Below are 1,503 nucleotides of genomic sequence, written 5' to 3' on the forward strand. Positions count from 1 at the left end.
GGTCGGGGTGGCCGCGCTCGCAGTACATCAACCGGTCCACTACCGTCTGCACCAAGCGGTACACCGGCGCCAGAACGAGGGCGACCACCCCGGCTCCGAGCAGGGCCGGCAGCGACGTCGCGGCCGGCGTGCCGAGCGCCGCCGCGGCCAGCGCCGCCGTGGCGCCGTACAGACCGAGCAGGACGGCGGAGACCGCGAGCCACACCAGGACCCGGCCGACGACGATGTCGATCCCGTACAGCCGGTGCCGGAGCACGGCGATGCCGAGCAGCGTCGGCAGGCCGCCGATGAGGTAGGCGTTGAGCAGCTCGTCGACCAGCCCGCTCGGCACCCGGTCGAAGGCCAGCCGCACGACTCCCAGCCCGATGTAGATGAACGCCAGCATCATCGCGCCGAGGGTGAACCAGGCCAGCTGTGGACGCTCCGGGCCCGTCGCCCGCCACCACCGCACCCCGAGCGCGCCGGCGTTCACCACACCCGTCACCAGCAACACCCACGCCGCCGCGCCGGCCGCCCAGACCACTCCGACCGCGAGTGGGCCCGCAGCCGTGTCCGGATCGACGCCGGTGGCGATCCCGGCCGCCAGGATCGCGAACGCCGCCAGCTGGACGCGGAACACCCGGGGCCAGCGCGGGCGTCCCGACGGGAACACCGCGATCAGCAGCGGCAGCAGGGGCAGCGTGCCGGCCCACGCCGGGGCGGTCGCGGCGTGCAGCACCCGGGCCGTCCAGCCGGGCTCCAGCGCGGTGGCGGTCACGTCCAGACCGAACAGGACGAGGTTGCACACCGTCATCGCCGTCACGATCCGGGTGACGCCGTGGTGCGGAAGCCGAGCCACGAGCAGTGCCGCGACGACCAGCGCCGACAGCAGCGCGAGCGCCGGGAGGGGCCGCACCGGCACGTGGGGAGCGGGGCTCACCCGGGGACTGAGCACCACGCCGGCGACGAAGAGCGCGCCGCCGATCACCAGCAGGGCAGCTGCCCGCGCCGATGCTGCCGTGCCCGGCCGGTGTGGTGCGCCAAGGCTCGCCGGTTTCATCCGCCTCACCTCCACGTACCAGCAAACGCGCCACGTCGGCAGTCCGCCAGTGCCCATCCGGACGGGCTCGTGGCCGCGGCTCAGGTGCCGCAGAACGTGCGGTACGCGCCGAAGTCCGGCGGCGCCGGGGCGGCGAACCGCTCCAGGCCCGGGCGCTGCTCGTACGGCTCGGTGACGACCTCGAGCAGGCGCTCGAACGGCCCCATGTCACCGTCGGTCGCCGCGCCGAGTGCCTCCTCGACCAGGTGATTGCGGGGGATGTAGAGCGGGTTGACGCGATCCATCGCGGCGGCGTCCGGGCCCAGCGCCCGCCACCGCCCCACCCAGTCCTCCGCCGCGACCGGGTCGACGAACAAGGCGCGGACCGGGTCGATGTCGCCGCGGGCGGCCACGGCCAGCGCGCGGAAGAAGGAGGTGAAGTCGGTGCGGCTCTCCTGCAGCCGGGGGAGCAGCTCGTCGACCAG

General features: G+C 74.6%; 2 pseudogenes. Both read right to left on the bottom strand.

Going from position 1 to position 1,503, the window contains the following annotated elements:
* Window positions 1–1,039 (bottom strand): annotated as a pseudogene (locus AB0M20_RS42975) (hypothetical protein); the annotation flags it as partial.
* 80 nt (window positions 1,040–1,119) lie between these two features.
* Window positions 1,120–1,503: pseudogene (locus AB0M20_RS42980) on the bottom strand (hypothetical protein); the annotation flags it as partial.

It is taken from the genome of Actinoplanes sp. NPDC051633 (assembly GCF_040681735.1).
Lineage (GTDB): Bacteria > Actinomycetota > Actinomycetes > Mycobacteriales > Micromonosporaceae > Actinoplanes.